Source organism: Bacillus sp. ms-22, assembly GCF_009759805.1.
GTDB classification, from domain to species: Bacteria; Bacillota; Bacilli; order Bacillales; family Bacillaceae; genus Bacillus; species Bacillus xiamenensis.
Map to the genome: position 1 here is coordinate 1,027,934 of NZ_CP046653.1, position 24,477 is coordinate 1,052,410.

General features: G+C 41.6%; 24 protein-coding genes. 9 read left to right on the forward strand and 15 right to left on the reverse strand.

What is annotated here, in order from left to right; translation table 11 throughout:
* Positions 1 to 54 precede the first annotated feature (54 nt).
* The 7 genes from GPA07_RS05280 to malK form a co-directional block, all read right to left on the reverse strand.
* Complete coding sequence (locus GPA07_RS05280; protein WP_008357160.1) at positions 55 to 1,392, reverse strand: 2-hydroxycarboxylate transporter family protein; 1,338 nt, start codon at positions 1,390 to 1,392, stop codon at positions 55 to 57.
* A 176-nt stretch (positions 1,393 to 1,568) separates the two neighbouring features.
* Entirely contained in the window at positions 1,569 to 2,528 is a 960-nt protein-coding gene (locus GPA07_RS05285; RefSeq protein WP_008357158.1) for an ABC transporter permease, read from the reverse strand.
* Entirely contained in the window at positions 2,529 to 3,575 is a 1,047-nt protein-coding gene (locus GPA07_RS05290; RefSeq protein ID WP_008357156.1) for an ABC transporter permease, read from the reverse strand.
* The gene (locus GPA07_RS05295) at positions 3,568 to 5,103 is read right to left on the reverse strand and encodes an ABC transporter ATP-binding protein (RefSeq protein ID WP_157292141.1); all 1,536 of its coding nucleotides are present in this window, start codon (positions 5,101 to 5,103) and stop codon (positions 3,568 to 3,570) included. The genes GPA07_RS05290 and GPA07_RS05295 overlap by 8 nt, the downstream gene beginning before the upstream one ends.
* A gap of 159 nt (positions 5,104 to 5,262) precedes the next feature.
* On the reverse strand, positions 5,263 to 6,345 hold the full coding sequence (locus tag GPA07_RS05300; protein ID WP_008357152.1) for a BMP family lipoprotein: 1,083 nt from the start codon (positions 6,343 to 6,345) through the stop codon (positions 5,263 to 5,265).
* A 395-nt stretch (positions 6,346 to 6,740) separates the two neighbouring features.
* Entirely contained in the window at positions 6,741 to 7,448 is a 708-nt protein-coding gene (locus GPA07_RS05305) for a response regulator (protein WP_008357151.1), read from the reverse strand.
* Complete coding sequence (gene malK, locus GPA07_RS05310; protein WP_008357148.1) at positions 7,441 to 9,042, reverse strand: malate sensor histidine kinase MalK; 1,602 nt, start codon at positions 9,040 to 9,042, stop codon at positions 7,441 to 7,443. The genes GPA07_RS05305 and malK overlap by 8 nt, the downstream gene beginning before the upstream one ends.
* A 186-nt stretch (positions 9,043 to 9,228) precedes the next feature.
* On the opposite strand from malK, the gene GPA07_RS05315 reads away from it, so the two are divergent.
* Entirely contained in the window at positions 9,229 to 9,786 is a 558-nt protein-coding gene (locus GPA07_RS05315) for a YufK family protein (protein ID WP_008357146.1), read from the forward strand.
* A 442-nt stretch (positions 9,787 to 10,228) separates the two neighbouring features.
* On the opposite strand, the gene GPA07_RS05320 is transcribed toward GPA07_RS05315, so the two are convergent.
* The 3 genes from GPA07_RS05320 to GPA07_RS05330 all read right to left on the reverse strand — a co-directional run bounded on the left by GPA07_RS05320 (position 10,229) and on the right by GPA07_RS05330 (position 13,847).
* Positions 10,229 to 10,639, reverse strand: coding sequence for a thiol-disulfide oxidoreductase DCC family protein (locus GPA07_RS05320; RefSeq protein WP_008358999.1), 411 nt, complete (start codon positions 10,637 to 10,639; stop codon positions 10,229 to 10,231).
* A 19-nt stretch (positions 10,640 to 10,658) separates the two neighbouring features.
* Positions 10,659 to 12,560 carry a transglycosylase domain-containing protein gene (locus GPA07_RS05325; RefSeq protein ID WP_071168685.1) on the reverse strand — a complete coding sequence of 634 codons (1,902 nt, stop codon included), beginning with the start codon at positions 12,558 to 12,560 and terminating at the stop codon, positions 10,659 to 10,661.
* 108 nt (positions 12,561 to 12,668) lie between these two features.
* Positions 12,669 to 13,847, reverse strand: a complete 1,179-nt coding sequence (locus GPA07_RS05330; protein ID WP_008358995.1) for an MFS transporter — start codon at positions 13,845 to 13,847, stop codon at positions 12,669 to 12,671.
* A 218-nt stretch (positions 13,848 to 14,065) separates the two neighbouring features.
* On the opposite strand from GPA07_RS05330, the gene kapD reads away from it, so the two are divergent.
* Positions 14,066 to 14,683, forward strand: coding sequence for a 3'-5' exonuclease KapD (gene kapD, locus GPA07_RS05335; protein ID WP_008358993.1), 618 nt, complete (start codon positions 14,066 to 14,068; stop codon positions 14,681 to 14,683).
* On the opposite strand, the gene GPA07_RS05340 is transcribed toward kapD, so the two are convergent.
* The gene (locus GPA07_RS05340; protein WP_157292142.1) at positions 14,680 to 15,072 is read right to left on the reverse strand and encodes a kinase-associated lipoprotein KapB; all 393 of its coding nucleotides are present in this window, start codon (positions 15,070 to 15,072) and stop codon (positions 14,680 to 14,682) included. The two genes, kapD and GPA07_RS05340, sit on opposite strands and share 4 nt — an antisense overlap.
* A gap of 90 nt (positions 15,073 to 15,162) precedes the next feature.
* Between GPA07_RS05340 and GPA07_RS05345 the strand changes: the two genes are divergently transcribed.
* Positions 15,163 to 15,342 (forward strand): hypothetical protein, encoded by a 180-nt coding sequence (locus GPA07_RS05345; RefSeq protein WP_008358989.1) that lies wholly within the window; start codon positions 15,163 to 15,165, stop codon positions 15,340 to 15,342.
* Here the strand turns inward: GPA07_RS05345 and GPA07_RS05350 are convergent, their stop codons facing one another.
* Entirely contained in the window at positions 15,343 to 16,635 is a 1,293-nt protein-coding gene (locus tag GPA07_RS05350) for an ATP-binding protein (protein ID WP_008358987.1), read from the reverse strand.
* A 133-nt stretch (positions 16,636 to 16,768) separates the two neighbouring features.
* Positions 16,769 to 17,944: a MalY/PatB family protein gene (locus GPA07_RS05355; RefSeq protein WP_157292143.1), complete on the reverse strand. Its 1,176-nt coding sequence runs from the start codon at positions 17,942 to 17,944 to the stop codon at positions 16,769 to 16,771.
* Positions 17,945 to 18,027: 83 nt separating this feature from the next.
* Here GPA07_RS05355 and GPA07_RS05360 point away from each other — a divergent pair, with 83 nt between their 5' ends.
* Entirely contained in the window at positions 18,028 to 18,285 is a 258-nt protein-coding gene (locus tag GPA07_RS05360; RefSeq protein ID WP_157292144.1) for a DUF1871 family protein, read from the forward strand.
* Here GPA07_RS05360 and GPA07_RS05365 read toward each other — a convergent pair.
* Complete coding sequence (locus GPA07_RS05365; protein WP_008358981.1) at positions 18,282 to 19,106, reverse strand: alpha/beta fold hydrolase; 825 nt, start codon at positions 19,104 to 19,106, stop codon at positions 18,282 to 18,284. The genes GPA07_RS05360 and GPA07_RS05365 overlap by 4 nt on opposite strands.
* 172 nt (positions 19,107 to 19,278) lie before the next feature.
* Here GPA07_RS05365 and GPA07_RS05370 point away from each other — a divergent pair, with 172 nt between their 5' ends.
* From GPA07_RS05370 to yugI, 3 genes are all read left to right on the forward strand, one after another.
* Complete coding sequence (locus GPA07_RS05370; RefSeq protein WP_008358978.1) at positions 19,279 to 19,779, forward strand: Lrp/AsnC family transcriptional regulator; 501 nt, start codon at positions 19,279 to 19,281, stop codon at positions 19,777 to 19,779.
* Positions 19,780 to 20,973: an aminotransferase gene (locus tag GPA07_RS05375; RefSeq protein WP_157292145.1), complete on the forward strand. Its 1,194-nt coding sequence runs from the start codon at positions 19,780 to 19,782 to the stop codon at positions 20,971 to 20,973.
* Between the two features lie 199 nt (positions 20,974 to 21,172).
* Positions 21,173 to 21,565: a S1 domain-containing post-transcriptional regulator GSP13 gene (yugI, locus tag GPA07_RS05380; RefSeq protein ID WP_008345795.1), complete on the forward strand. Its 393-nt coding sequence runs from the start codon at positions 21,173 to 21,175 to the stop codon at positions 21,563 to 21,565.
* A 67-nt stretch (positions 21,566 to 21,632) separates the two neighbouring features.
* Here yugI and GPA07_RS05385 read toward each other — a convergent pair whose 3' ends face one another.
* The gene (locus tag GPA07_RS05385) at positions 21,633 to 21,869 is read right to left on the reverse strand and encodes a DUF378 domain-containing protein (protein ID WP_008345792.1); all 237 of its coding nucleotides are present in this window, start codon (positions 21,867 to 21,869) and stop codon (positions 21,633 to 21,635) included.
* Positions 21,870 to 22,013: 144 nt separating this feature from the next.
* Between GPA07_RS05385 and GPA07_RS05390 the strand changes: the two genes are divergently transcribed.
* Together GPA07_RS05390 and GPA07_RS05395 are read left to right on the forward strand one after the other, a co-directional pair.
* Entirely contained in the window at positions 22,014 to 23,177 is a 1,164-nt protein-coding gene (locus tag GPA07_RS05390) for an iron-containing alcohol dehydrogenase (protein ID WP_157292146.1), read from the forward strand.
* Between the two features lie 121 nt (positions 23,178 to 23,298).
* Complete coding sequence (locus GPA07_RS05395; RefSeq protein WP_157292147.1) at positions 23,299 to 24,471, forward strand: iron-containing alcohol dehydrogenase; 1,173 nt, start codon at positions 23,299 to 23,301, stop codon at positions 24,469 to 24,471.
* Positions 24,472 to 24,477 lie beyond the last annotated feature (6 nt).

The window sequence follows — 24,477 nt, forward strand, 5'->3', positions numbered from 1 at the left end:
TAAAAAAAGCATGGCCCCTTCATAAGGGCTCATGCTTTTTAGTGGTTGTATGGATTAAGTAAACATTCTGAGTAAGATCGTTGCGCAAATAACAGTTGCTGCGCCGCCAAGACGTGTAGATACTTGAGCGAACGGCATAAGACCCATTCTTCCAGAAGCTGAAAGAATCGCAACGTCACCCGTACCGCCGAGTCCACTGTGGCAGCCAGTCACAATCGCAGATTCTACTGGATACATGTTCATTAATTTACCAACAAAGTAACCAGAACCAACCATTCCTAGAACAACTGCGATACATACACAAATGAAAGGAATTGAGATAACAGTTGCTACATCATCAAGTGGAATGTAGAGAATCCCTAAACCAACCATAAGCGGCCAAGTAAAGCTTTTCGATACAAATTTGTAAAACTGCTGTGAACCATTTTGCAGATGCTGAGGCATCACGTTTAAGTATTTGATTAATGCTGCAAGAACAATCATTAAGATTGGCCCAGGAATATGAATAAAGCTTTCTAACAAACCACCAAAGATGAAGGTTGTACAAGCAACGAGTACACCTGCACCCATTAAACCGAAATCAACTTTCGTATCCATTTCAGGCTGTTCGAAAATGTCGTTTGCTTCTTTCGATTTAACAAGTCGTCCATTTCCGTTTAGTTCAGGACGTTTTTCACCAAGCTTTTTCATTGCACCAGCACAGATGATGGCAATCACGTTCCCAATGACAGCAGCAGGAATTAATTGAGAAATTAATGACTCTGCTGATACACCAAGAATTTGTGAATAAGCAATAGATAATGGCAATATCCCTTCACCAACACCACCGGCAATAATCGGTACAATAATATAGAAGAACGAATGATGCGGTGTGTAACCAACTAAAAGACCAACAAGAATTCCGGCAGCTACAGCTGTAATTGTACCTGCAACAAGAGGAACAAACATACGAATAAGGCCTTGTACTAAAACAGTTCTTTGCATCCCAAGAATACTACCTACTACAAGAGCAGAAATATAGAAGTAAAGGAAGTTCGACGTTTTCATCAGAGACGTAACCGCTTCCAACGAATTCGGATTCAGAACATGAAAAAAGACCAGGAACGATGGTACGAATAAAGAAAGAATCGCCGGTCCACCAATATCTTTTAAGATTGGAATACGTTGTCCTATATCCCCAAGGAAAATCCCCAAAATCATAATAACAGCGAAACCACCAAGCATATTTGCTGGAATTTTATTGAAATAAGCGGCAGTTAAAATAATCGCTGCAAGTACTAAATACACAGGAAGATCAATAACACCAATTTTCCAAGACAGAATCTTTTGGAAAACGCTTTTATTATTGTCAGAATCATTTGTAATCGATTTCAATTGTTGTGCATTAGCCACATAAACACCCCCAAATGCTATTTGACTCAATTGTAGAAGATTCAATGTCACTCTTCTATTTATTAAACTAAATTAAGTGTAATAAAAGTAAAATAAATGGAGGGATTTTTCGTTTTTATCATACAAAAATCCCCTGAGGATAGTTTGTCCTTCAGGGGATTGAACATACATTGTATTTATCGTTTTCCTTTTAAATAAGGCGTACCAAGTGCTTTTGGTGCATCTGCACGTCCGATGAACCCAGTGAGGGCCAAAATTGTAAGCACATATGGTGCAATGAGCATATACACATTCGGTATATCTTGAAACAGCGGCAAGAGAGAGCCGATGATGCTTAAACTTTGTGCAAATCCAAAGAATAATGCAGCGCCCATTGCGCCAAATGGATGCCATTTACCGAATACAAGCGCAGCTAAAGCAATGAAGCCTTGACCAGTAATGGTGGCGTGAGAGAAATCAAGAGCGATGGTTGACGCATATACAGCTCCGCCAAGACCGCCAAACAGTCCACTAATGAAGACGCCGATATAGCGCATCCGGTACACGTTGATTCCCATTGTATCAGCAGCCATTGGGTGCTCCCCAACTGCACGAAGGCGCAAGCCAAATGGCATTTTAAATAAGACAAACCAAGCGACAACTGCAAGAGCTAATGCGAGTATCGACGTATAATACACATCTTTAAAGAAAATATCACCAATGATTGGAATATCACTTAAAAGGGGAATATCTCCTTTATAGAAAGGCTCTGTAATTTTATCTGTCTGTGCTTTACCATAAATCAGCTTCACAACAAACAGTGTAGCGCCGAGGGCAAGCATGTTAATCGCTACACCACTGACCGTTTGATCTGCTCGAAACGTAATGGTGGCAACAGCGTGAATGAGTGAGAACAACCCGCCAATGGCCATTCCGACAAGAAGACCAAGCCACGGGGTCAAGGCACCAAACGTATCAGCAAAAAATAAGTTAAAGATAATACTAGAAAATGCTCCGACGACCATCAACCCTTCAAGACCGATATTGACTACACCTGATCTTTCTGAAAAGACGCCTCCAAGAGCGGTTAAAATAAGTGGTGCAGCATAAACAAGTGTAGCTGGGACGATGATTTCAAGAATTTGCAGAAATCCCACTTATTTTCCCCCCTTTTTCTTCATTTGTTGAATCACAAGACGGATAACATAGCTTGAGGCGACGAAAAGAATAATGATCGCAATGACAATATCAACGACCTCAGTCGGTACGCCAGATTCAAGCGGCATATTTAAAGCACCGACCTTCAATCCACCAAGCAATAAGGCAGCAAGAACGACACCAATGGCCGTGTTTCCGCCTAATAAGGCAACGGCGATTCCATCAAAGCCGACGCCAGTGAACGAGCCTTTAATAGAGGCATATTCAAAGGTTCCAAGCCCCTCCATAGCGCCTGCAAGACCTGCAAAGGCACCAGAAATCAGCATTGCGTAAATGATATTGCGGCGAACGTTCATCCCGGCATAATGGGAGGCGTGCTGGTTCATACCAACAGCTCGCAATTCAAACCCTTTAGAGGTTTTCTGAATAATGACCCACATCACAACGGCCGCAATAATGGCAATAAAAATTCCATTATGCATTCTAGAGAAATCGGTGATCTGCTCAAAAAATCCAGAGCGAAGCGAAGCTGTTGCATCAATTTTTTCCGTTTTATCTTTATTGCTTGTTAAGACATTTGAGATCAAATAGTTTGTCACATGAAGGGCAATATAGTTCATCATAATGGTGACAATCACTTCATGAACATAAAAACGAGCTTTTAAAAATCCAGGAATAAAGCCCCATAATGCACCAGCAGCAGCGGCTGTGATCAGTGCAAGAGGAAGATGGATATACATAGGTGCATGGACGGTTGTTCCGATCCATACAGATGCAATCCAGCCAATGAGCAATTGACCTTCTACTCCGATATTAAAGAGACCTGTCCGAAATGCAAAGGCAACAGCAAGTCCCGATAAAATATAAGGTGTGACTTGTCTGATGGTTTCTCCCATATAATATGTTTCACCGAAGACGCCATTCCAAAGGGCGCTATAGCCTTCGATGACACTATAACCGCTTGCCAGCATGATAATGGCCCCAACGAAAAGACCAAGTACAATGGCTATAAGCGGAATCAGCAGATTTGTTAAGCGATTAGACATTTGCTTCTTTCCCCACTTCCTGTTGCGTACTTCCAGCCATCAATAGACCAAGTTCTTGCTCTGTTGTATCTTTTGGATCAACAATGGCAATAATGCTGCCTTCAAAAATGACAGCGATCTTATCACTGACATTGATAATTTCATCAAGCTCAAAGGAGATGAGCAGAACGGCTTTGCCCGCATCTCTTTGTTCAATGAGACGCTTATGAACAAATTCAATTGCCCCAACATCGAGACCGCGTGTCGGCTGAGCGGCAATTAATAAATCCGGATTGCGGTCAACTTCACGGCCAATAATGGCTTTTTGCTGGTTACCGCCTGATAGCGCACGTGCTTCTGTATATTCACTAGGTGCCCGCACGTCATATTCAGTCATGATTCGTTTTGCTTTTTGATAAATGTTTTTCATATTCAGCAAACCAAACTTTGAATAAGGGCGCTGATAATACGTTTGTAAGGAAATATTTTCTCCAATTGAAAAATCAAGCACAAGTCCATGCTTATGACGATCCTGTGGAATATGTCCAATTCCAGATTCGGTCACCTTGCGTGGCGGGAGATTTTGAATGGGTTTCCCGTTTAGCAAGATCGTGCCAGATTCCGTTTTTTTCAGACCTGTAATGGCTTCAATCAATTCAGATTGACCATTTCCGTCGACACCAGCAATTCCGACAATCTCGCCAGCCCTCACGGATAGGTTCAGCTGTTTAACTGCTTCAATTCCTCGGGCGTCTTTGACAGTGAGGTCTTGAATTTGCAGTACTTCTTCAGCAGGGGAGGCTGCTTTTTTGTCTGTCTTAAATGAGACTTCCCGGCCGACCATTAAGCTGGCAAGCTCGTCTTTGTTTGTGCTTTCCACATCAAGTGTACGAATGCCTTGTCCTTTTCGGATAATGGTGACGCGATGACAGGAATCCATAATTTCTTTCAACTTGTGGGTAATTAAAATAATGGATTTGCCTTCATGAATTAAGTTTTTCATAATTTGTATGAGCTCTTTTATTTCTTGAGGTGTTAAGACGGCTGTTGGTTCATCGAAGATTAAGATGTCAGCGCCGCGGTAAAGTGTTTTTAAGATTTCTGCTCGCTGCTGCATACCGACCGAGATGTCAGATACTTTTGCGGAAGGGTCTATTTTCAGCCCATAGCGGTCAGAAAGCTCCTGAACTTGCTGAATGGCTTGTTCTTTGTCAATCTTTCCAAGCTTCTTTGGCTCTTTTCCTAAAATGATGTTTTCAGCAACAGTGAATGTATCGACTAGCATAAAGTGCTGATGAACCATTCCGATGCCTAAATCACTGGCATCATTTGGGCTTGAGATCGTAACAGGTTTTCCGTGTACCTTGATTTCACCTTTTTCAGGCTGATAAAGGCCGAAAAGCACGTTCATGAGCGTTGATTTTCCAGCGCCGTTTTCACCAAGCAGCGCATGAATTTCGCCCTTCTTTAGCTGCAGCGTGATGTTATCGTTTGCTACAATACCAGGGAATTCTTTGCGTATATTCAACATTTCAATGACATAATCCACAGGTTTAACCGCTCCTTTTTTAGGGTGCTGATGAAGATAAAAACTAGCAAAAGAAAAGCTGCAAAACAAGGCTGCAGCTTTTCTTTTACCACCTTTTACGAATAAAGAGGAGGTAAAGGAGAGGCAAGGGGATAAGACGTGCTTATCCCGATGCTCAAATTAAGCTTTAAAATCTTTTAGTTCATCACGTGTTGCAGGGATTTTGACTTCTCCCTTGATGATTTTTTGTTTCCATTCTTCAACTTTCTTCAATACATCTTTGTCAAGGTTGTCCTGAGATGGAGAGATGTCAACGCCGCCTTCTTTCAGACCGTATGTGATCACTTCACCGCCAGGGAAATTGCCTTCTTTTGCTTTTGTTGTTAAGTCTTGAACCGCAGTGTCAACTTTCTTAATCATAGAAGTAAGGGTGACACTTTGATCTGTTCCAGGTACTTTTCCTTCGTCATACTGATCTTTATCAACACCGATAACCCATACTTTACGGTCAGGATCAGCTTTTTTCAGGTTTTTCGCTTCAGTGAACACACCTGTTCCAGTGCCGCCTGCTGCGTGATAAATGATATCTACGCCAGATTTGTACATACTTTCAGCTGTTGCTTTACCGATGTCTGCTTTATCGAATGCACCAGCATATTTCACTTCAACTTTTGCTTTCGGGTTAGCTGCTTCAACGCCTGCACGGAAACCAACTTCGAATTTTCTGATTAATTCAGAGTCAACACCGCCAACAAAACCGATTTTGTTCGATTTTGTCGTAAGAGCCGCTGCAACACCTACAAGGAATGATCCTTCGTTTTCGTTAAATGTAATACTTGCTACGTTGTCTTTTTTCACGACTGCATCAACGATAGCAAAGTGGTTTTTCTTGCGTTGATCTGCAATTTCAGTAATCGCATCTTGCATTAAGAAACCAATGCCGTAAATCAAGTCGAATTTTTCACGAGCAAGTGTGTTTAAGTTTGTTGTATAGTCAGCGTCTGATTTAGATTGTAAGTAATCAAAGCCGTTTTTGCCTTTTGTTAAATTGTTATCTTTCCCAAATGCTTGTAGACCTTCCCAAGCTGATTGGTTAAACGATTTGTCATCGACACCACCGACATCAGTTACCATTGCAACAGTGAATTGATCTTTATCTTTTTTGCTTTCACCGCTGTTTGAGCCAGAGTTGCCGCATGCTCCAAGGATGGTTCCTGTTGCTACGACTAAGGACAATGCTAGTCCAATTTTGCGCTTCTTCAAAACATAACCCCCTATAAAATTTAAAAGTTTCAGAAAAGTCTCGCGAAAAAAGACCGACTCTTGTCTTCTCTTATCCTTTTGGAAAGGGTAATTTATCCTGTTTTCTCTTAAAATTGATAGAGACAGAAGAGAAGATGTAAGACATCAGACTTATATCTCGTTGAACTAATCAATCATAATTTATCATTTCCGATCGAATAAATAAATAGAAATTTGTTTTATTTTTAAAAAAATGTTAAAAGGCTTAATTCAATGTCTTTTTATCTGCTGAAATATGATATAATGCCGCTTTTGTGATGTGCTCTACTACAGTGAAAGCACTGATATCAAGGGGTTTGTTACATCTTATGCCATAAAAAAACATCTGGCCTTTGGTCAAGGTCAGATGTGTCAAATTATAGATATTGTTGAATCAAATTCATATTGCTCGTATTCAATTTATATTGGAAAACAGGGCGGCCAATTGTCCCGTATGCCATCTCCACATCAACCACCTCGATATCCTCAAGGAATTTCAAATATTTTCTAATAGAAACCTGGGAGATTTCTGTATGGTTGGCTAGGTCTTCGGTCGTGAAAGCCTGCTGGCCGAATGATTGAATGCTTGTCCAGATGAGTTTGAGTGTGCTCTTGGTCAGGCCTTTTGGCAGAAGAACCTTTTCGGCTTCTGCTTTTTTATGAAAGATCTTCGCATCTAAATCATTTTGCGAGATGCTGTTCATCGTTTGATACAGGGCATGTTTTCGTTTATACTCTGCCAGTGCTGACTGGAACCGTTCGAATTCAAAAGGTTTGATTAAATAATCAACAGCGCCGTTACGCATGGTTTGCTGCACCACATCGACTTCATTGGCAGCAGATATCACGATGACATCCACGGAATGATTTTGCTGACGAATTTCTGATAATAGGGCGAGCCCATTTTGTCCAGGCATATAAATATCAAGAAGGACAAGGTGAATGATGTCTGTCTTCAAACATTCTAGTGCCTGCTGAAACGAGGTGGCAATCCCCTTTAATTCAAAACCATCTATTTGGGTCAGGTAGCGTTTATTCAGCTCCCCAACCATTGGATCATCTTCTACGATCAACACATTAATCATGTGAATCCTCCTTTTGTTTATACGGAATGCGGAGACTAAAAGTCGTTCCTTCTCCTTTTTCACTCGTAACAATCAAATGTCCGTTCAATTTTTTGATACTTTGGTCAACAAAGTAGAGGCCGAATCCTCTGTCTTCTCCTTTTGTTGAGAAGCCTTGCTCAAACATCATTTCCTGTTCTTCCTTTGTCAGACCAACGCCTGTATCTGTGATTTCAATATGAAGCTGCTCCTGGACATATCTGAATGAGATCGAGATGTTTTTGTTCTTTGTATGAGAAACGGCATCGAGTGCGTTGTTTAACAAGTTCCCAATGACGGTAATAAGATCGTGCGTCACAGATGGGTCCTCTGAATTAGGGACCTGGGTGCTGCAAATGACTTCTAAAGTAGCACCTTGTTCGCGAATGTAGCTTTGTTTCCCTAGTAAAAAGCCTGCTAAGACCGAGTTTTTCACATGGTTGATGATTTCATTTGTTTCTGTCTGCTGATAAATCGCAATATCTTTGATATAGGTGCCAAGGTCATCATAATTCTTCAGCTGTACCAATCCTAAAATGACATGCAGCTTGTTCATGAATTCATGGGACTGGGCACGAAGGGCATTGGCGTACATTTTCACCCCGCTCAGCTGCTCAGCTAGGTGTTTGACTTCTGTTTTGTCACGGAAGGTTGCAATTGCCCCAACAATTTCTCCTTTTACCGTGATTGGCACCTCGTTAAAGACGAGCTCCAGTCCGTTCATTCTGACATCACGATCAAGCAGCGGTTTACGTGTTTCAATCACTTGTTTTAAGCCGCTTGAAGGGAGCAGAGCCTGAACATCCTGTTCTCTAGGATCAACCATAATGCCCATATTATGAAAGAGCCGTTTGGCTTCTGCATTGGCCAGCTTGATTTTACCGTGCTGATCGACGGCAAGAATTCCTTCTTTTGTTGATTCTAGCATGGCGCTTCGTTCTTTTAATAATGTCGCAATTTCGTCTGGCTCAAGTCCAAACATAATCTTCTTCACTTTTCGTGCAACAATGAGTGCACCGATAATGCCAGATAGAAGGCTAAGTGATGTGACGAAGTAGAGCGGGATCAAGTTTTGATGAATAATCAAATCAATTTCCTTTAACGTAATCCCTACTGCCACTGCCCCGAGCTGTTTGCCGTCTTTGTTATAAACAGGAACAAAAGCACGCATGGACCTGCCAAGTGTTCCAGATGCCGTACTAATATGTTCTTTCCCATGTAATGCTGGCTTTTCATCACCACCAGCAAAGCGCTTCCCAATCTTTTGCGGATTCGGATGTGTTTTGCGGATACCGTTCATATCCATAACGACAACGAATTCGGTTTTGGTGATACGCTGAACATTGGTTGTATATTTACGCAGTGCTGAATATGAATGATCGTCTTCTAGTGATTTCGCTGTGATCGGCGCCTCTGCGACCATCTTGGCGGTGGAGAGGGCAATGTCACGCTCCTGCTGGTGGATATTTTTGGCTGTTTCCGACCATATCGTAAAGAATGTGATACAGAGGGATATGAGGACAACAATACAGACAAAGATCGTCAGCCGTGTTTGCAGTCTTAAAGTTTTTTTCACGAGTATACCCCTAACGCGCAATTTTTTCGTAATAGTAATACTTTAACGGGAAAATGTAAGTTTGTGAAGGAATGTACGTGCAAAAATCACAAATTTGATGTTAATTCCAGTTTACTTGGAAAGCATCTTGTCAATCCGTTTTAAGTGAGCCATAATAAATAGGAGCTTATGAGAAAGGATTTATTTATGAAAAATACATATTTGACTGGATATTTTCCGCTAATTTCGATTTTACTATTCAGCTCTGCTTTTTCGATTTTCACAGTAGGCATCACGACTGATTTCTTGACGCAAGCAGGGGTCTTAAAAGGAATGCTGGAATTCTTTTCAGAACAGGGCATCCGTCTTGCTTTATTTGCCGCATTTGCACTTGTTTATTTTATGGTTTTATCTGCTTTAAAACTCATTGCGGATACAGTGTTAGAGTTGGCGCTGCTCTTTTTTGCAAAGGACCCTGAAGGGGAAAACTTAAAGAAAATTAGAATCGCATCGGTTGTTTATTTGTTTGCCAGCTTACTTGCATTTCTATTGACGCAGCAGCTCATTTTGCTGGTGGGACTCTTTGTTTTAGCAAGTCTTATTTATTTTATCTGGGTTGTGGTACGCATTTATCAATCGCTATCCATGCTGAATTTAATTGGATTTATGATGTTTATTCTGCTGTTTTGGGCCACATTTTTGATCGGTATTTTGTACTTATTTATTAAGCTTTATAACAGTGTCATGGCAAGTCTGCCTGCTTAAACAGATGAAAGAAAGCATCCTCCATCATTGGAGGATGCTCAGCGTGTAGACAAACCCTCGCATTCTTTGTCAGTCCTGCATGCCGGTGCTCACGAATGTCAAATTCGCTCCGCGCCGGTACTCGTCCTTCCTAGACTGCAAAGGTTTTCAAGTCACGCTGAAAAGAAGACAAAGGGCTAAAATAAAAATCATTTTAGCCCTTTGTCAACAATCTGACATCCTCCATTATTGGAGGATGTCAGCATGTAGACAAACCCTCGCATTCGGTGTCAGTCCTGCGTGCTGGTGCTCACGAATGTCAAATTCGCTCCGCGCCAGTACTCGTCCTTCCTAGACTGCAAAGGTTTTCTATCACGCTGAAAAGAATACAAAGGGCTAAAATAAAGATCATTTTAGCCCTTTGTCAACAATCTAAGCATCCTCCATTATTGGAGGATGTTTTTTATGGAAGAAACCGTTTTTGAATATCGGGTGTCGGCACCATACAGGATGTTTTTTGACCAAACCATTTGTAGCGGTTTTTCGCGATGAGCTGATAACACCAATCACGGATTGGGCGGGGAATGATAAGGAGCAAATAGCTCCACCTGTAGATTCCTTTTAAATGCCGTGCAGCTCTTAAGATGCCAGTCGATTTCATGTAAAGTGTGCCTTCTTCAATATAAATAAATGAATTGAACTCATCTAAAGGCAAGCCGTTTTCTTTTAAAATACGCTGTCCTGTATTTGATTGTAAAGAAGCAAACATCATCTGCTCGTGTGGATCACGCTTCATGACAAACTGAACAGCGCCGCTGCACACGTTGCAGACACCATCAAATAAAATTAAATGAGAAGGCTGAGGTGTATGCATGACAGTTAAACCTCCTGTTTTATCTGGCATATTGCATTGTGTTTTTCCAAATACGTAAGTGCGGGCTTGAGCTATAAATAGATTCAACGGTTCCTCTATCTCTTCCGACCCATACACCCATTGTGTATTGATCCGTGAGTCCGACAAACCAAATATCTTTGTAGTCGTTAGATGTTCCTGTTTTACCACCGATGTATGGAGAATTGAAATTCGCTTTTTTCCCTGTTCCACTTTTCACAACGGAGGCAAGCAGTTTGCGCATCGTTTCATTTGTCCGCTGCGAATAGACCTGCTTCGGCGATTCTTTCCACTTATAAAGGGTTTTGCCATTTAAGTCTGTGACCTTTGTAATGGAGTGATTTCGCGTATAGGCACCTTGATTGCCAAACACGGTATACGCATCGGTCATTTCTAACGGCGAGAAGCCTTTTGTAAATCCTCCAAGTGCAGAAGGGAGGCGGTAATCATCCGCTACAATATGTTCGAATGAGAACTTTTCTAAATAGCTGAAGCCTTTATTGACACCGACTGTATCAAGCATTCGAATCGCTGGTGTATTGTAAGAATTCTTAAAGGCGGTTTCAAGAGTCACCGTTCCATACGTTTTATGGTTGTAGTTTTGCGGGCAGTATCCGCTGCTGCAAAACTTGCCGGCACTGATTTTACTTGATGCGGTCGCACCGGTTTGATCAATATAAGGGCCATAATCTAACAGCGGCTTAATTGCGGAACCTGGTTGTCTTTGCGCTTGATAAGCGTAATTGAAATCAAACTTTTTATAATTCTTCCCGCCAGCAAGTGCGACGATTTGATGGGTTTGGTGGTTAATGACTGCTGAACCGCCTTCCACACCTTGATAAGGCAATTGAGCATTGAGCTGATAAACCGCTCTTTGCTGCAAGGAAGGATCGAGTGCTGTATAAATCTTCACGCCATTCTGAAGCAGGGCACTGACCTTTTCGGATAATTCCTTTTGAATCGCCTTTTTTGCTCCTGCTGTTTTGGCCTTCTTCAATCGTTTTGTAAAGCCTTCCTGATCAGACACAAGGTCGGTAAATTCCTCATTAGCGTACGTCACATAGTCAGGATAAAGATTTTTCTTTTCACTTACGGACAAGCTGATTTTTTCTTTGACTGCTTTGTTGTACTGCTTCTTGGTGATGACGCCATCTTTTTTCAAGATACCGAGCAGCCGTTCTTGGCGTTTCTTTGTGTGCTTGAATTGTTTCAATGGGTCATACAGCGTTGGATTGTTTGGAATAGCAGAGATAAATGCCATCTGTGCAAGCGATAAAGAGCTAAGCGGCTTGTCAAAATAGTAACTAGCCGCAGAACCCACACCGTAAACACCATTGCTAAAATAAATCGTATTTAAATAGCTTTCGAGAATTTCATCTTTTGTGAATTTCCGCTCTAGTTCATAAGAATAGAGCAGTTCTGTAAACTTTCGGCTGAACGAACGTTCATGGCTTAAATAGAGGTTGCGGGATAACTGCTGTGTGATCGTACTGGCGCCTTGGCTAATGCCATGGTTTTTGACATTTGCGGCAAGTGCACGAACAACCCCCATAAAGTCAATGCCTTTATGGTCATAAAAATTGCGGTCCTCTGAGCGGAGGAACAGTTCCTTCACGGAATCAGGAATTTTGTCGTATTTCACGAAAACACGGTTCTCATCATTCGATACGATCTCGGAGATAAGAGAACCATCTCGATCATACATATAACTGTTTTGGGAAAAATCTATCTTTTCCAGCTTGATTTTTTGATCAAGCACTTCGTTAACAGGCTTTACACTTGCAGCTTCTTCCTTTGATAGATAAAAAGTCAGAACAAATAATGGGATGAGGGCAGCAAGTAATAACCAACCAATGATTGCACGAAACATGAGGTCACTCACTTTCTTCAGATTTCTAGCCATATCGTACCATTCTTTTGCGAATACGAGAAGGTTATTTTTAGAAAAGAATGGATGTGAAGTCTAGTAAACTAGGCATCTAGAGATGAAAAAAGAGTATCTGATGACAGATCAGACACTCCTCTCTCTTGTCTTTGATTGTGAGCGGACCACCCATAAAAATAATGCCCCAAAAAGGAAAATGCCGGCGGTGACATAAAAGACAGCTGGAATCCCGTAATGACTTGCGACAATGCCGCCGATCACTGGACCAACGACATTTCCGAGAAAACGGAAGCTGACATTGTAACCGAGCACTTCCCCTTGCATAGAGGCAGGTGCTTTGATGCGAATATACGCCGTCGTACACGGGATAATCCCGCCTAGTGCCATCCCGTATAAGAAACGGAAGATCACTAACATCCCGTAGGAATCCGCCATCGCTTGTGGGATGAATAAAATGGAGGAGAGGATGAGAAGGGCAAGCAGCACCTTATCGTGACCGATTCGATCCCCAAGATCTCCCCATTTCCGCGTAAACAGCAAATTGCCAAGTCCTGTTGCAGAAAACGCCAGCCCCGCATAAAAGGCTAGATTGACCGGTCCATGTAAATCGTGAATGTATAAAGCTAAAAGCGGCTGAATGCTAAAGTTCCCTACTTGCGTAATAAACGTTAACAGCATGGTAACCACAAGCAAAGGCTGTTTGAACATATGGACAAGGACTTCCTTCCGTGAGTAAGAAACACGCTTTGCTCCTTTTGAACGGATTGGCTGTTCTTTCACACCGAAAATAATGACAATTGCAGACACATAAATGACAGCGGCTGTTAAGAAAAATGTATAAATGAATCCGACACTGTCTGCCATGAATCCGCCCATCAATGGACCGAATAATCCGCCAGCCACATTACTCATTTGCATTGTTCCAAGGGTTTTACCGGCTGTTGCCTTTTCAGTTTGAGCAGAAATCAGCGCCATCGAAGTTGAGATAAAACCAGTCACAAGCCCCATGAAGAGCCGAAGTGCGAATAGCTGATAAACGGTTTGAACAAGCCCCATTAATAAAATGCTTGTGGCAATCCCGATGCCGTTAATGAGCAAAATCTTTTTATAGCCATGGCGGTCACCAATTCGCCCCCAAATAGGAGAAATGAGAAAGGCCGTTAAAAACGTGATCCCAAAGACATAGCCGCTCCATCTTTGAACAAATTCATTCGAGTAGCTGCTATCAAGAGATTCTATGTAAAGTGATAAAAAAGGGACGATCATCGTAATGCTGGCAGATACAAAAAAGTTCACAAACCACATGATGTACAAGTTTCTCTTCCTGTTTGTGATAGGGACCACCTTCTTTATTTATTTCGTGTTCCTTAATAATTATAAAGGAAAATAAACGATCTTTCATCTGATGAATAGGTTGGGCATAGTGAATCTGCATTATTTTCGCAAAAATGAAGTGATTTCAAAGTCCGTCTTAATATAATGGTAGCAGGATGAAAAACAGACGAAAAAGTGAGGTGAGACTGATGGAACAGAAGACGCTGCTTGTGGTCGATTTTGAATTTACGATGCCTGATGGAAAATATCATCCACAAAATTTTTTCCCTGAAATCATTGAAGCTGGAGTAGTGAAAGCATCAAATGAAACGATCATAGACACATTCTCAAGCTACGTCAAACCGAAAAAGTTTCCGAAGCTAACAAAGCGCTGTAAATCGTTCCTCGGCATTACGCAGCAAGACGTAGAGAACGGGGTTTCATTTGAGACGTTTATTGAGAAGCTCGTGTCACTTGATGGGGGAGAAGGCTGTGAGATTATCACTTGGGGAAATATGGACATGAAGGTGCTGAAGCAAAACTGCATGCTCAATCATATTGCTTTTCCTTTTAAGGGAAAGCTGCGGGATCTCGCCTTTGAATATAAAACCTTCTTTGGTGATAGAACTCTCACAGGACTTCGAAAAGCGGCAAAGGAATACGGCAGTGATGGAGCTGGTCAGCATCATAAAGCACTTGATGATGCCATGACCACTTACCAGCTATTCACCCTTTTTGAAAAAGACCGATCCTATGTGGAAAATCCGCAAACAACCAAAATTGGTGAACTCATTGACTTCTCTCACTTTTTTGATTCGACAGACTAGCGGGCGTCTTCTGGAAAATAATCTTTTTCAAGAGAAGAGAGGCACGCTCTTGATTTTTCAGCCCATTTGGAATCATCCGCACTGAGCCCTTTTTTCAATTTGTCTACGGCTTCTTTCAGTGACACTTGATAATCAGGGATGTCACCATCATAAGGCTTCACCATATGATGAGGGATATTCGTCTGTTCCCTAAAGGCCAAAGCTCGCCTCTCCTGAAAAAAAGGCACGTCCGCTTCTTTAGGCTGATGCAGGTCTCCTTGAGTTGGATGCGTTAAAACCGCTTTTACTTGAACGAGATAAGTGGATGGTTTAACGGCTGTCACTTCCCCAATATAAACACCTGTTTTGTAAAAACCTTTCACCGTTTGTCCAATCTGAATGTCTGTCATGTGAAATTCCTCCATTTCCTTCATATAAGAAGGTATTTCCTTTCTTTTAGCCAATATAGTGAAGTAAACGAGCAAAAGGGGGAATGGCGAATGATGTCGTTCATCGCACTCTTTCTACTGTATTTTCCTGAAGATAAAAGGGAGTACATCCCAGCGGCGATTACCACGGTGCTTTTCTTTATGGCTGCATTTATTTGTTTTCGTCTGATCGTTCGTGCTTCTAAGAAGCAGGAGCAGATAGATGAAAAAAGGACAAAAAAAATGGATTGATCATTTTCTTCTTGTATCTTCAGGAAACTTCACGGTGACCGTTGTACCAGACTGAAGCGAGCTTTTGAAACGAATCGTTCCATGGTGATTTTCGATGATGGAAAATGTCACGGTCAGCCCAAGCCCAGTTCCTTTATTTTTCAACGTGTAATAAGGTTCGCCAAGCTTTTTCATTTGGCTTTCTGTCATACCTACACCGTTATCAACGAAATAAAGGCAGATTCGATGATTCTCTTTTGAAGCAAAAAGTTCAACTTTTCCTTCGTGTTCGGGTGCTGCTTCAATCGCATTTTTGATTAAATTAATCATCACTTGCTTGATCTTCGTTTCATCACCTTGAATGTATAGGTCTGGTTCAATGGATTGATGAATGGTGACCGATTTAAAATTGGCGTAGGATGTCATCAGCGAAGCACATTCTTCAAGTAATTTAGATAAATTGAGAGATTCAATTTGATAATAATTTTGTTTCGCAATATCAAGATAACTCGTGATAATATCTTGCGCGCGGTCTAGTTCAGATAAAACGAGATTTTTATAATCTTTATTGGTCGACGGCTCTTTCGCATTGTCACTTGAAAAGAGCAGCTGAATAAACCCTCTCACAACTGTCAGTGGATTGCGTACTTCATGGGCGACGCTTGCCGCAAGCTCACTTACAATCGTCAGCTTCTCTGATTGGACGAGCTGTGTTCTCATTTGTGCATTTTCTTTTACGAATTCAATGCAATAAATGCTTAGCACAAGAAAGAATATGTAGTAAAGAGTTGAGAAAAATAACTCAAGGAACTTTTGCTGCATAATAAAAGCCGGGCTGTACTCCAGTAAGCTGACTACAAGCAGCCCAATGTAAATAAACACCCCTTTTGATAAACCAATAAGTGCTCCGTATAGCAGCTTTTTCGGCTTCGGATATTGGCGCCATTTCCGGTAAAGTAGGAAAGGAACGAAAAAGTAAATCGGTACAACAATCAGTCCAACCCATAAAAAAGAACCATACATCACGAACTTTACGGTTGAACTGGCCAAGATGGCGACGATTCCAGCGGTGTATCCTCCATATAAAATGGCTAGTACAAGGGGAATCGATTGAAGCCCAGTCTGCAAATCTAAAATCGAACCAACTGGATACATAATACATAGTGCTGATGAAATGGATGCAAATATTGTGATGAGCAGTTTATTCGTTTTAGGGAAATGAGCAGGGGTCCGGCTTAGCCATAGTGCATGATATAAAAAGATTGGAAATAGAATAAAAGATACATGGAGCAGAAAATCCTTGAACATTTCCATTTAAATGCTCTCCTCGTAAATAATTGTAATTCCTCTCATTATATCATTTCATGTACAAAGTAGATATGATAATAGGAGGGTTTTTTTCTTTAAAAAGAACACCCGCTAGGATGTTCTTTTGATAGAAATGGTTTTATTTGGAATCTGGGGTGAACGCTTGATGAAGGCGTTTCAGACCTTCTTTCACCGTTCCGGCAGGACAGCCGAGATTCATTCGAATAAAGCCGTCTCCTTCATGCCCATACACGTGCCCAAGCTCTAGTATCACCTTGCCCTTTTTTAGCAAATTCCGTTTCAATTCCGCCTGAGTGAATTGATAATCACGAATGTCCAGCCAAAGCAAATAAGAAGCATCTGGTTTCATATAACGCATATTAGGAAGATGTTCGTCAATATACTCCATTGCGATCTTCATATTCTTTTCGAGATAAAGAACAAGTGAATCAAGCCACTCATCCCCGTGGCGATAGGCCGCTTCCATCGCAGGGATTGCAAATGCATTCAGTTTGGATAATCCGTTTCTTTGCAATTCACTGGTAAAAAGGGTTCTTTTTTCTTCATCAGAAATGATAATGGCAGATGCTTGAAGTCCAGCTAAATTAAAAGTTTTACTTGGTGCAATACACGTGACTGTGATGCCTGCTATCTCATCAGAAAGACTGGCAAATGGCACATGCGGCTTCCCGTAAAGCATCAAATCAGAGTGAATCTCATCTGAAACGACCGTTACACCATGCTGCACACACAAGTCTCCTACACGTTTTAATTCCTCTTTAGACCAAGCTCTCCCTGAAGGATTATGGGGATGACAAAGGAACATCAGCTTCGCCTCTGGTCTGCTTAATTTTTTCTCTAAATCATCAAAATCCATCATGTAGCGGTTGTTTTCTATTTTTAAAGGATTGGTTGAGACAATACGTCCATTTCTTTCAATCATTTGATAGAAGGGTGTATACACGGGTGACTGAATGACCACTTCATCATTCGGAGCTGTAAAAGCTTGTACAGCAAAACTAAGAGCTGTAACGATACCTGGTGTGAAGGTGACAGCATCTGTTTGAATGGTCCACCCATGTCTTCTTTTGAGCCAGTCAGCCACTGCCTGCTGCGTCTCCTGATCCTGAAAGGCATAGCCGAATACGCCATGATCAAGTCGTTCTTTTAAAGCATCAAGAACGACTTGGGGCGCTTTAAAATCCATATCTGCTACCCACATCGGCAGCGCATCTGTTGTCAGGAACAATGACTCTGCTTGATCCCATTTGACTGATTTTGAACCTTTACGTATGATCTGTTCGTCGAAATTCATGAAACCCACCTCTAGCCATTTTTCAACCACTCTTGGTTGTGCTAAAATAAACATCACAAAATTTATTATAAGCGGTGATACCGATGAAAGATAGTCAAGCTGTAGAAGAGATGATTCAATCCATTAAGGCATGGGATCCTTTTCATTATGGAGAGGACTTTTATGAAACGGAGCCTGCTGACGTCATCAGTGCCTTATACGACGCAGAGGACCCATTATCTTTAGCAAAAGAGATTCAAGCCATTTACCATCACTCATTTGAGCAGCTTCTTCCGATAGAGAGCTGTCAAGATATAGCGAAACAGCTTTTTGTCCTAAGAGACAGCTCCTGCTCTCGTTAAGAGAGGCTGAAGCTGCCAATTTGATCAGACACAAAGACCGGATTTTCCTCAGGAAGGAGATGCCCGGTTTTTTTTAGTGCATGTAAGGTCGAATGCGGCAAATCCTTGTGTAGCCTTTCGCCAATTTGAATCGGAACAATTCGGTCTTCCACGCCCCAAATAAGCAGGACGGGTGTCTCCATTTTCTTTAGCACATCTGACGTCAAATCGCCTTCCCTGTGCCGTATCAAGCGAAATATGCCTCTAAAAATTTGATCATCTGAAAAAGGCTTTAAATATCCGTCCACCATTTCTTGATCAATAATCGAATGATCATGCACAACAGCGGTTAAATTTTTCATAATGCCTTGCTTTAAGAGCTTTCTTTTGAGATATAGATAAAAATAAGGAATATATGTGCTGTAAACAAGCGATCTTTTGGACTTATTCATATACCCTGAACTGCACAAAAGAACGGCCTTTTCAAATAGGTCTGGACGCTCAGATGCAGCATATAAGGCAATTTGTCCGCCCATGGAATGACCGACGAGAATCGCATGCCGAATCTGCAAGTAACCAGCTAGCTCAATAATGATTTTCGCCATGTTGCGATAGCTGTAAATGAACGTATTCGACTTTTCGGACTGCCCAAATGGAGGCAGATCAATTGCAATTAAATTGAAATCTTGTTTCAGAAGCGGGATGAGCTTTCGATAGCTGAAGGTAGATGAGAAGAGACCATGAATCAAAATCAATGTCTTCTTTCCCTCATTTGGATAGTGCTCGTAATAGATATCTAAACCGAATTTACTTTTCATATAAGCTGGCTGAACAATGTCCACACTCATCAACTCCGATACTTGACTGTCTGTTAGGTGACTGTATTGTACCCTAAAAAGTGGGTTTTAAGCTACGATTAGAATCTTTTCCCTGCTTAGCATAATGGGAAAAACGTGCTATAATGTTCAGAAGATTTTTTAAAACTAGCTTTTACATTCAGAGGTGTGAAATCAAATGAAACTAAGTGAAAAAGAAACTGAAATATTAGAGATTTTAGATGAGAACAGCCGTGCCGATTTAAATACAATTGCCAAAATGGCAGGCGTCACAACAGAAGAAGCCGAAGCCATTATTCAAAAACTTGAAGATCAAAAAGTCATTATTGATTATTCGACCATGATTGACTGGCGTAAAGTGGATGGCCACGAAGGCGTTACAGCGATGATTGATGTGAAAGTGACCCCGAAAAGAGGCGTCGGTTTTGATGAAATTGCTGAACGTATCTACAGATTTCAGGAAGTGGAGTCCGTGTATTTAATGTCAGGTGTATATGATCTATCTGTTGTGATTAGAGGAAGATCCATGTCTGATATCGCTCGCTTCGTATCTGAAAAATTATCGACACTTGATTCCGTTGTTTCAACAACTACCCACTTTATTTTGAAAAAATATAAGCATGATGGGAAAGTATTTGAAACAGGGGACGATGACAAAAGAATCGTGGTGTCTCCTTAAATGAAAAAGTCTTATTTATCTGAAACGGTACAAAGCATTCAGCCGTCAGGTATTCGAAAATTCTTTGATTTGGCAGCCACAATGGAAGGAGTCATCTCCCTCGGTGTCGGTGAACCGGATTTCGTGACCGCTTGGAATGTGAGAGAAGCAAGTATTATGTCATTAGAGCAAGGACTTACCTCCTATACGGCAAATGCTGGGCTGCTTTCTTTGCGAAAAGAATTAAGCCAGTATTTATATAAGCGGTTTCATGTTGATTACAGTCCTGAAGAAGAACTCATCATTACTGTTGGCGGAAGCCAGGCGCTTGATTTGGCCTTTCGCGCCATTCTAAACAGCGGTGATGAAGTGATCATCCCAGAGCCTTGTTTCGTAGCCTACGGGGCACTTACGACACTTGCGGGCGGTGAACCGGTGTATTTAAGTACATCAGCTGAAAAAGATTTCAAAGCCGATTCCGCTGATCTTCGCACGAAGCTGACGCCGAAGACAAAAGCCATCTTGCTATGCTCTCCGTCAAATCCAACAGGGTCTGTCTATTCGAAAGAAGAGCTTGAAGATATTGCTCAGTTTGCAAAGGAGCATGACCTTTTAATCATCACGGATGAGATTTATGCAGAGCTAACGTACGATGAAGCTTTTACGAGCGTGGCGGCGATTCAAGATATGAAGGAAAGAACGATTTTGATTTCAGGTTTTTCAAAAGGATTTGCTATGACAGGCTGGCGCTTAGGATATGTGGCAGCACCGCCTGTACTCCGTGAGGCTATGCTGAAAATACATCAATATTCTATGATGTGTGCACCGGCTATGGCACAATATGCCGCTGAAGAAGCATTAAAAAACGGACTTGAAGATGTGGAGAAAATGAAGAAAAGCTACAGAAGGCGCCGTAATTTGTTTGTTGGATCCCTCAATGAACTTGGACTCAAATGTCATCAGCCAAACGGAGCGTTTTACGCTTTCCCGTCCATTAAAAGCACGGGCATGACATCAGAACAATTTGCCGAGGAGCTGCTGCTTAGCGAAAAAGTAGCGGTTGTCCCTGGAAATGTATTCGGTCCAAGCGGTGAAGGGCATATTCGCTGTTCATATGCATCGTCACTCGATCACCTGCAGGAATCACTTTCAAGAATCCAGCGGTTTTTGCAAAGTAGACAAGTGAAAGAAGAGGCACCTGCTATCTTAAAATAAAAAAAGGCATCAATCCATCTGGACTCATGCCTCTCAAATTAGGGGGGGAATACTAGAAAGCATTCTTGTTTTCAGGTATTCCCCCTTTTCATATGATCTAAACCCTTTTAAAAAATATTTTGCGAAACTGTCCGTTCTGTGATATAGTTTTTAATTGCGTATAAACGAATATTAAAACATTTATTTAGGAGTTGTTATCATGGCGACAAAGTTTGAAGTAGGCAGTGTTTACACTGGTAAAGTAACAGGATTACAAGCGTATGGTGCGTTTGTTGCATTAGATGAAGAAACTCAAGGACTTGTGCACATTTCAGAAGTGACACATGGCTTTGTAAAAGACATCAACGAGCACCTTTCAATTGGTGACGAAGTACAAGTGAAAGTTCTTTCTGTTGATGAAAATGCTGGTAAAATCAGCCTTTCTATCCGTGCAACGCAAGAAGCACCTGAAAGAAAAGAAAGCAAACCAAAGAAACAAAGACCACAGCAAGTGAAAGAAGAAGCTGCTGCACCACAAGGTTTCAATACACTTAAAGATAAACTTGAAGAGTGGATTGAGCAATCTAACCGTAAAGACCTAATCAAGAAATAAAAAAAGCACCGCTTCAAACGGTGCCTTAGGCTGCCCCATGTAGGCAGCCTTTTTTATGTCTTTTTGTTTAGCGAACCTCTGGATTCGGCTCGTCACGGCGGACAGCTTCTTCGCTTGGCTTGAATAATAGACCAAGGTTAACAAGACCTGCAATTCCAACAAGACCATAAATAATACGTGATAATGCAGCACCTTGACCGCCAAAGATCGCTGCTACTAAGTCAAATTGAAAAAAGCCGATTAGTCCCCAGTTAATAGCACCGATAATCGTGAGCACGAGGGCAATACGCTGAATAGCACTCATCGTGATTCCTCCTTTCGCTACAGTATCAATACATTTATATTTTGCAGATTTTTAGCCAAACTATGCGTAAGAAAATGGATGAAAGCAAATTACTTTACTTTTGGAAGGAAAGAAGCGCATAATGTAGCGCGAGGAGGAGATCACATGGATCGATTTACTTATTGGAACCCAACGAAATTAATCTTTGGAAAGGGAGAAGTATCAGCCCTTTCAGATGAACTCAAACGCTACGGAAAAAACGTATTGCTTGTATATGGTGGAGGTAGCATTAAACGAAATGGCCTTTATGACCAAGTTGTCAGCATTTTAAAAGAATCAGGAGCTACCACTACTGAGCTTGCTGGTGTTGAGCCAAACCCGCGTTTAACAACGGTCAGAAAAGGGGTTGAGCTTTGCAAAGAGAACCAAATTGATTTCATTTTAGCAGTCGGCGGCGGTAGTGTCATTGATGCGACCAAAGCGATCGCAGCAGGTGCGAAGTACGATGGAGATGCTTGGGACATTGTGACTCGTAAGCATGTTCCAATGGAAGCCATCCCATTTGGTACGGTGTTAACACTTGCGGCAACAGGTTCTGAAATGAACTCTGGATCAGTAATTACGAACTGGGAAACAAATGAGAAATATGGCTGGGGCAGTCCAGCAGTCTTCCCTAAATTCTCGATTCTTGATCCAGTGAACACATTCACTGTGCCAAAAAACCATACGATTTATGGCATGGTGGACATGATGTCACACGTGTTCGAACAATATTTCCATCACACAGAAAATACACCTTACCAAGATCGTATGTGTGAAGGACTTCTTCGTACCGTCATTGAAACGGCACCGAAGCTGATCAACGATCTGGAAAATTACGAACTCCGTGAAACCATCTTATTTACGGGTACAATTGCGCTAAATGGAATGCTTTCTATGGGCGCACGCGGTGACTGGGCATCTCACAATATTGAGCATGCGGTATCCGCTGTCTATGACATCCCTCATGCAGGCGGACTTGCGATCTTGTTCCCGAACTGGATGAAGCATGTCATTCAAGAAAACCCTGGCCGCTTCAAACAATTAGCGGTGCGTGTATTTGATGTAGACCCTGCGGGGAAAACAGATGAAGAAGTTGGCTTAGAAGGAATCGACAAACTGTCTGCTTTCTGGACAAGCCTAGGAGCACCAAGTCGTTTAGCTGATTATGACATTAACGATGAGAAAATTGATTTAATTGCAGACCGTGCAATGGCACGCGGTGAATTTGGTCAATTTAAAAAGCTGAACAAAGAAGACGTTCTAGCTATTTTAAACGCTTCTCTATAATCGAATGTCAAAAAGATAGCTGCTTTCGAGCAGTTATCTTTTTTTTGAGTTCAGTGTGTACATATGTTACAGTAGTCTTTCATGTTTTTGGATATATTCGTTGTAAGGAGATGTTGAACAGATGGAGAACTTTATTTACTATAATCCAACCAAATTAATGTTTGGAAAAGGACAACTAGAAGGACTCAAAAACGAACTCGCTCGTTATGGGAAACGAGTGTTACTTGTATACGGCGGAGGCAGTATTAAGAAAAATGGTCTTTATGATCACGTGATCAGTGCTTTAAATGAAGCAGAGGCTGAAGTATATGAGCTGTCTGGTGTTGAACCGAACCCTCGCCTCACGACAGTGAAAAAGGGAATCGAGATCTGCCAAGCTGAAAAAATTGATTTCTTATTAGCCGTTGGCGGTGGAAGTGTCATCGACTGTACAAAAGCGATTGCAGCTGGAGCAGCATATGACGGGGATGTTTGGGATATTATTTCAAAGAAAACAACCGCTCAAAAAGCATTGCCATTTGGCACAGTATTGACACTTGCAGCGACCGGCTCAGAAATGAACCCGGACTCTGTGATCACAAACTGGGAAACAAATGAAAAATACGTGTGGGGAAGTTCAGTGACGCACCCTGCCTTTTCTATTTTAGACCCTGAACATACGTATTCTGTACCAGAAAACCAGACGGTATATGGCATGGTCGATATGATGAGCCACGTATTTGAACAATACTTCCATCATGTCAAAAATACGCCTCTACAAGATCGGATGTGTTTTGCCGTTCTTCAAACGGTCATCGAGACAGCACCAAAACTGCTTGAAGACTTACAAAACTATGAGCACCGCGAAACAATTCTTTATGCTGGAACGATTGCTTTAAATGGCACACTGCAAATGGGCTATTTTGGCGACTGGGCATCTCATACGATTGAGCATGCGGTATCCGCTGTTTATGACATTCCGCATGCGGGTGGACTTGCGATCATTTTCCCAAATTGGATGCGTCATACACTTGATCATAATGTAGAACGTTTTAAACACCTCATGCTGAACATGTTTGACATTGAAACAGAAGGAAAAACAGATCATGATATCGCATTAGAAGGAATCGACAAGCTGTCAGCCTTCTGGACTAGCCTAGGTGCACCAAACCGTTTAGCGGATTATGACATCGGCGAAGATCAACTAGACAAAATTGCTGATATTGCGGCAAAAGAAATGGAATATGGCGGCTTTGGTAACTTTATGAAACTAAACCGTGATGACATTCTGTCTATTTTAAAGGCCTCTTTATAATCTTGA